The 6,000-nt window shown below is 40.1% G+C and carries 5 protein-coding genes; 2 read left to right on the top strand and 3 right to left on the bottom strand.

All coding sequences use genetic code 11. The annotated features are described in order from the left end of the window. Positions 1-181: 181 nt before the first annotated feature. Complete coding sequence (locus tag ACOT8F_RS17875; protein WP_421653286.1) at positions 182-1,048, bottom strand: Cof-type HAD-IIB family hydrolase; 867 nt, start codon at positions 1,046-1,048, stop codon at positions 182-184. Positions 1,049-1,213: 165 nt separating this feature from the next. Between ACOT8F_RS17875 and ACOT8F_RS17870 the strand changes: the two genes are divergently transcribed. Next, entirely contained in the window at positions 1,214-1,546 is a 333-nt protein-coding gene (locus ACOT8F_RS17870) for a CHY zinc finger protein (protein ID WP_421653299.1), read from the top strand. A 52-nt stretch (positions 1,547-1,598) separates the two neighbouring features. Continuing rightward, on the top strand, positions 1,599-2,162 hold the full coding sequence (locus ACOT8F_RS17865; RefSeq protein ID WP_421653285.1) for a DUF2179 domain-containing protein: 564 nt from the start codon (positions 1,599-1,601) through the stop codon (positions 2,160-2,162). A 103-nt stretch (positions 2,163-2,265) separates the two neighbouring features. On the opposite strand, the gene cysI is transcribed toward ACOT8F_RS17865, so the two are convergent. Next, on the bottom strand, positions 2,266-3,984 hold the full coding sequence (gene cysI / locus ACOT8F_RS17860; RefSeq protein ID WP_421653284.1) for an assimilatory sulfite reductase (NADPH) hemoprotein subunit: 1,719 nt from the start codon (positions 3,982-3,984) through the stop codon (positions 2,266-2,268). A gap of 25 nt (positions 3,985-4,009) precedes the next feature. Further along, positions 4,010-5,833 (bottom strand): assimilatory sulfite reductase (NADPH) flavoprotein subunit, encoded by a 1,824-nt coding sequence (locus ACOT8F_RS17855; RefSeq protein WP_421653282.1) that lies wholly within the window; start codon positions 5,831-5,833, stop codon positions 4,010-4,012. Positions 5,834-6,000 lie beyond the last annotated feature (167 nt).

The following is a 6,000-nucleotide window of genomic DNA, read 5'->3' as shown; positions in this document are numbered from 1 at the left end:
TTGGGAATCTGGAAAAATGGCATAAAAGTATCCAAGGAAGAGGTCTGTAAAGCATTAAATTACTTAAAAATGAACAAAAAGGCATACGGATAGAGACATCCGAATGCCTTTTGTCTACAAACTGAAACGAAATCCAAAATGGATTTCGTTTTTGTTATCTTTGCAGTAAAGCCAATGTATTTTAAAATTCCTGCATAATGAATTTTTCAAAGGTATAGGCAACCCCATTTTCATCGTTAGTCAGAGTGATAACATCGCAAAGCTTTTGGATTTCAGGATCTCCATTACCCATTGCGACTGATAAACCAGCTTCTTCAAGCATCGGAAGATCATTGAAATTGTCGCCGATGGCTACTGTATTTTCCATAGGAATATCAAAATACTTGGCGACGGCCTTTAAACCTGCTGCCTTGTTTCCGTTTTGTTCCATAATCTCAAGGTTGAGCTGCCCTGAAGAAGTCACATTAATTCCGTCTACTTTGTTGAACATTTGGGCGAGCTTTTCTTTTTGAACCAAATCCAAAGTCAGGATGAAAAATTTCTGAATCAATAGATCTTCCTTGTTTAATAAAGAATTTACATTAGAAAAGACTTTAATCATATCCGTTTCTTTTGGCTGCTCAGTTATGTATTTATACTCTTTTTCTTTTAGATTATCGATTGCGGCTCTCCCGCTTTGGATCACTTCACTGACATTTTCCGACCAGCTGTCAGGGATAAAGATTCCATGACTTGTATAAACCCTGTATGGCATATGATTTTCTTCAAGGATGGATGCCACTTCTTTTGCATCCTCATCTTTTATAGATACCATATGCAGCAGTTTTTCATGTACATAAACGACCGTACCGTTGCTTCCAGCTACATGGCAGTCAAGTTGATGCTCTTTTAATATCCGAATAATATCTTCCGGTGCTCTTCCGGAACAAACCATTACCTCATGGCCTTTTTCCTGAGCATTTTTAATTGCCTGTATATTTTTTTCAGATATTTTAATTCTAGATGACAGCAGTGTGCCGTCTAAATCAATCGCGATCAGCTTCTTCATCTCAAGTGCCCCCTCCTGCTAAAAAAGTAGATTAGAAATCTCCACTTCTATCATACACAATATGAACCATTTAATCATTTTTCAGACTTGTCGGTTTTAGTGATGACAAATTGTAGTTTTCCCTATTTAAAAATAGGTGTTAAAATAATATCTGAGGTGAAAATGATGTTTTGTAAAGGGATAGAGGTCAAAGGTGATCTATTTGACTCGGAAACAAGATGTGTTCACTATCACTCAAAAAAAGATATTATCGCAATAAAATTTTATTGTTGCCAAACCTATTTTCCATGTTATGCTTGTCATGAAAATCATGCAAATCATCCCATAAAAGTATGGCCAAACAATCAATTTGAACAAAAAGCGATTTTGTGCGGATCTTGCGGATTGGAATTGAGAATAGAGGACTATTTAAGCTGTGATTCCACATGCCCGAATTGCTCGGCAAGCTTTAATCCAGGATGCAGCCTGCATTCTCATTTGTATTTTGAAAACAATTGAACAGGCTAAGAAATGATTTAATGCAATACTTTATATGAAATGAGGTTTCATTGTGCTACAGGCTCTATTGATTTTCGCACTTCAAATTTTATACGTACCCATTTTAACACTGAGAACCATTTTTTTAGTAAAAAGTCAGACGAAAGCAGCAGCAGGTGTCGGTCTTTTAGAAGCCGCTATTTATATTGTAGCTTTGGGAATTGTTTTTCAGGATCTTTCCAACTTTTATAATATCGCAGGCTATGTACTTGGTTTTGGCGTTGGCTTATTTCTCGGCGGCAAATTAGAGGCAAAGCTTGCCATTGGATATGTTACCTACCATGTAAACCTTGTAGAAAGATCAGATGAATTGGTATCTTCTCTGCGGGAAGCAGGTTTTGGCGTTACTGTATTTACGGGACAGGGTATTAACTCGGTCCGCTACAGGCTTGATATTGTCTCTAGAAGGTCCAGGGAACAAGAGCTTCTTGATATTGTAGAAAGTATTGAACCTAAAGCCTTTATGACCTCATATGAGCTCCGTTCCTTTAAGGGAGGGTATATTACAAGTTCGATGAAGAAAAGAGCGAAAAAATTCAAACAAAAAGAAGAAACAAATAGAAAAGATTCCCAGTGAGGAATCTTTTTTTTGATTGAATATCCATGTACAAAATGGAAAAAGCACACCTGCTCTTTCATAAAGGCAGGTGTGCTTTTCGCGTTCTTTCTCTTGAATACCATTACTCATGGAAATTTGTCCCGTCTGATGTGGCACCTATAACGCCAGTCCTGATCACAAAATCACCAAAGTGCTCTCCTTCTTCTCTTTCTTTTGCATATCTTGGCAGAAGAACACGCAATTCGTTTAAAATTTCTTCTTCACCTATGTTTTCTCTGTACATTTTGCTTAATCGGCTGCCATCAAATGCTGCTCCAAGATACATATTGTACTTTCCAGGTGCTTTACCGATAAAGCCAATTTCCCCTAGTGCATGGCGTGCACATCCGTTCGGACAGCCAGTCATTCGAATGGTTATTTCTTCATTGCGAAGAGCGTTTTCATCAACAATTTCTTCAATTTTATCAATAAGAACCGGTAAGTATCTTTCTGCCTCCGCCATTGCCAGTCCGCACGTCGGAAGTGCAACACAGGCCATTGAGCTTCGGCGGAGTGCTGAAATATGGCTGCCTACTAGTAAGCCGTATTGTTTAAGCAGTTCATTTACTTTTTCTTTCTCTTCATTTGTTACATTGGCAATGATCAGATTTTGATTAGCCGTTAGACGAAATTCTCCATTATGAACCTTCGCAATTTCCCGAAGCCCTGTCATCAGCTTATATTGTTCAAAATCTGCAATACGCCCTCCTTCTACAAAGAGAGTATAGTGCCATTTCCCTTGAATCCCTTCTACCCAGCCATAACGGTCGCCATTATGATCGAAATGAAACGGCAGAGCTTCTTCCAAATTCCAGCCAAGCCGGTTTTCCAGTTCCGCTTTTACGTTTTCAAGTCCCAATCTGTCAACCGTATATTTAAATCTGGCATTTTTTCGGACAGAACGGTTTCCATAGTCCCGTTGAATGGTGATAATCTTCTCTGCTACTTCAAGAATTTGATCAGTTTTACAGAAGCCAATTACTTTGGCGAGCTGAGGATAGGTCGCTTTGTCGCCATGGGACATTCCCATTCCTCCGCCAATGGCTACGTTAAAACCCGTCAGTTTATTATTCTCGATTACAGCGATAAAGCCAAGGTCCTGTGAAAAGACATCTATATCATTGGAAGGAGGCACGGCAATACCGATTTTAAACTTCCTTGGCAGATAAAGCTTCCCGTACATCGGTTCAACCTCTTCTGTTTCAGGTGTTCCAGCTACCTTTTCTTCATCCAGCCAAATTTCATGATAAGCTCTAGTCCGAGGAAGCAAATAATCACTTAATTTTTTAGACCATTCATAAACTTCAGCATGAAAGTCAGACTGAAAAGGATTTGAAGTGCTCATGACATTCCGGTTAACATCCCCGCACGCTGCAATAGTATCAAGCATGGAAGCATGAATTTCCTGAATGGTTTTTTTCATATTCCATTTCAAAATACCATGCATTTGGAACGTTTGGCGTGTCGTCAGCTTTAATGTGCCATTACCATATTTTTGAGCCAGATCATCCATCACCAGCCATTGGTCTGCTCGAGCTACTCCTCCAGGCATACGGACCCTGAGCATGAATTGATAGGCAGGTTCAAGTTTTTGCTTTTGCCGCTCATTGCGGAGATCCCGGTTATCCTGCAAATAGCTGCCGTGATGTTTCATCAGCCGATTGTCATCGTCAGGAATACCGGCGCTAAGCCGATCGAGCATGACTTCTGCCAAAGTACCGCGCAAATAATTGCTTCTCTCTTTAATCTCTTCAACATCGCTTGGCGGTCCTTCTGGTGCTTTTAAATTTTGGTTCACCATATTAGAAAACTCCTTTCAATTCTAATCAATATACATCTCGCTGATATCGTTTCTCCTGCTGCATGCCTGCAAGATAATCTTCTGCCTCTTTACGGCTTATGCCGCCTTCTTTTTCGATGATCTCAATGAGTGTGTGATGAACATCATGCGCCATATTTTTCTCGTCTCCGCAAATATAAACTGCTGCTCCCTCTTGAAGCCAGCCGAACAATTCTTTGCTATGTTCAAGCAAGCGGTGCTGAACGTACACTTTTTCATCTGTATCGCGTGAAAATGCAACATCCATCTTAGTGAGCACACCGTTTTTAAGCCAATTTTGCCATTCTGTCTGATAGAGAAAATCTGTTACGAAATGCTGATCTCCAAAAAACAGCCATGATTTGCCTTGAGAACCTGCTTCTTCTCTTTCTTGCATGAAGGAACGAAATGGAGCTATTCCCGTTCCCGGACCAACCATGATGATTGGAACATCAGGATCTGCTGGAAGCTTAAAATTTTGATTAGACTGAATATATACAGGCAAAGTGTCTCCTGGCTGAAGCCGTTCAGCGCATAAAATGGAACAAACACCATTTCGAGAACGACCATGTGTTTCATAACGGACAGCACCGATGGTTATATGAACTTCATCGGGATTTGCATTTAAGCTGCTTGCTATTGAATACAGACGCCCTGGGATTTTCCTCAGGATAGAAATCATTTCTTGCGGTTCTGAGCTCCATGGACCAAAGTCCTTTAATAAATCAAGCAGGTCACGACCATTCAAGTATTCTTTTAAGGCTCTTTCATTTCCAGGCGACAGCAATTCGCGCAGTTCTTTATTGTTTGAGAGCTTTGCAGCCTGTTCAAGAAGCGGTTTCGTTAATACAGTTATTTCAAAGTGTGATATGAGCGCTTCCTTCAGAGAACGGACATCTCCTTGTTTATTTACCGTCACAATTTCTTCAGGATCCCAGTTCATTTCCTCAAGAATCAAATCAACAAGAACAGGATCGTTTTCCGGATAAATTCCAAGACTATCCCCAGGTTCAAATGTGAGGCCAGATCCTTCAAGAGACAGCTCAAGATGCGTGGTTTCTTTATTAGAACCGCGGCCGTTTAAATTTATACTCTCCAATATTTCCGCTTTAAATGGATTGGATCTTGAATAAACAGTTTCACCAGTTTGGCTGGCTTTTTCCTCTACAGGGTCATTCCCATCAGCATGCTTTTTTTCACTTAAGCTGCTGATAATTCCTTCCATCCATTCTGCTGCAGGTTCATCATAGTCAAGATCGCAGTCTACTCTTGGATAAAGCCGGGTACCGCCGAGCTCTTCAAGGCGCTGATCAAATTCTTTACCTGTTTGGCAGAAAAACTCATATGAACTGTCTCCAAGAGAAAGAACAGAAAAACGGAGCCCCTCGAGCTTCGGAGCACGCTTCCCATGCAGAAATTCATGAAAAGACAGTGCATTATCCGGAGGATCTCCTTCTCCATGAGTGCTGACTAATATTAGTAAATTTTCTGTTTTTTTCAAATTTTTAGGCTTAAACTCATTCATTGATAAGACAGTTGGATGAAAGCCCTTTTCCTCGAGTGCTTTGCTGCTTTTTTCTGCAAGCCCTTGAGCATTTCCAGTCTGTGAGCCGTATAGAATGGTTACTTCTTTTGAAATGGCCTTTTCTGCCATTTGTGCAGGGCTCTCTGCTGCTCCCGTATCTTTTGCATTAATTACAGGTGCAGACTGTGCTGCAGCAAGATAGCCGGTCAGCCATATTGCTTGAGCTTCAGTTAAAGTCGGCAGAAGGCTATTAAGAAGATCAGCCTGCTCCTGATTAAATGGACTATTTGTTACCTGAAGTTTCATAGCTACCACCTCACTATTATGTATAAACTTAATTTTCCGTCATTTTTTGATACATCCTGCACTTCTTTTACTTTAACTGATAATAAAAAGGAATTCATCTAATTGCTTTTCCATTATCCCTATCAACTAAGTTGGTTTAGTGGATAAAAGGTTTCAATGTCTACTTT

Source organism: Chryseobacillus diguaensis (assembly GCF_049220665.1).
Taxonomy (GTDB): Bacteria; Bacillota; Bacilli; order Bacillales; family Bacillaceae; genus Metabacillus_B.
The sequence above is the reverse complement of the archived record's forward strand: the minus strand, read 5'-3'. Positions and strand labels throughout refer to the sequence as shown.

Bases quoted from the DNA above. Each gene is read 5' to 3' on its own strand.
- ACOT8F_RS17875 (WP_421653286.1), bottom strand. From the start codon at position 1,048: ATGAAGAAGCTGATCGCGATTGATTTAGACGGCACACTGCTGTCATCT.
- ACOT8F_RS17870 (WP_421653299.1), top strand. From the start codon at position 1,214: ATGTTTTGTAAAGGGATAGAGGTCAAAGGTGATCTATTTGACTCGGAA.
- cysI (WP_421653284.1), bottom strand. From the start codon at position 3,984: ATGGTGAACCAAAATTTAAAAGCACCAGAAGGACCGCCAAGCGATGTT.
- ACOT8F_RS17855 (WP_421653282.1), bottom strand. From the start codon at position 5,833: ATGAAACTTCAGGTAACAAATAGTCCATTTAATCAGGAGCAGGCTGAT.